At 46.1% G+C, this 796-nt stretch carries 1 protein-coding gene and 1 pseudogene; one reads left to right on the top strand and one right to left on the bottom strand.

From position 1 onward, the window contains the following. Positions 1 to 144, top strand: a pseudogene (locus R7040_RS25815) (helix-turn-helix transcriptional regulator); the annotation flags it as partial. A gap of 76 nt (positions 145 to 220) precedes the next feature. Here R7040_RS25815 and pdxH read toward each other — a convergent pair. Further along, a partial coding sequence (pdxH, locus tag R7040_RS25820) for a pyridoxamine 5'-phosphate oxidase (RefSeq protein WP_318097482.1) occupies positions 221 to 796 on the bottom strand: 576 nt, incomplete at its 5' end.

Genomic DNA, 796 nt, shown 5'->3' on the forward strand with positions numbered 1-796 from the left:
CACGTCGCACGTCTAAGAAACAAGTTTGAAGCGAATAGTAAGAACGAGCTGATCGATAAAGCAATGGAGGCAGGCTATGGCTCTGTTGTACCCAAAACGCTGCTTAAACATCAGCTTTCTGTTGTTTTGAATGGAGAGCGCTAACGCCACGCCGCTTTATCTTTATAAACACAAACACCGCCTAAATGGCGGTGTTTTGTTAGGCGTTAAATAAGATGCCCTATGGCGCGAGACGGTCGATATCCCATTCACCATCGTGTTGAGAGAATAGGAAACGGTCATGCAGACGATGCTCACCGCCTTGCCAAAACTCAATGCTTTGCGGTTTAACTCTAAAGCCGCCCCAAAATGTTGGCATTGGAATTTCACCTTTGGCAAATTTCTGTTTGAGCTCAAGGAACTTACCTTCCAGCACTCCACGAGCAGAAATACGGCTACTTTGCTTACTCGCAATGGCCGCCAACTGGCTATCTTTAGGGCGAGAAGTAAAATACTTCATGTTTTCCATCGCAGTCAGCTTTTCAGCCACACCAGTAATGTGAACTTGGCGCTCTAGTGGATGCCAAGGGAAATGCAGGCTGATGTTGCTGTTATGCTCAAGATGCTGCGCTTTGCGACTACCTAAGTTGGTGTAAAACACGAAGCCATCTTTATCGACGTTTTTCAATAAAACGATTCGTTGAAATGGCATGCCGTTTTCATCTACGGTCGCCACTGTCATCGCAGTAGGATCAGTCAACCCCGCCTTAATCGCTTGCTCCAACCAAAGGTTGAATTGATCAATTGGATCAGCTTT

The organism is Vibrio sp. 1069 (assembly GCF_033340555.1).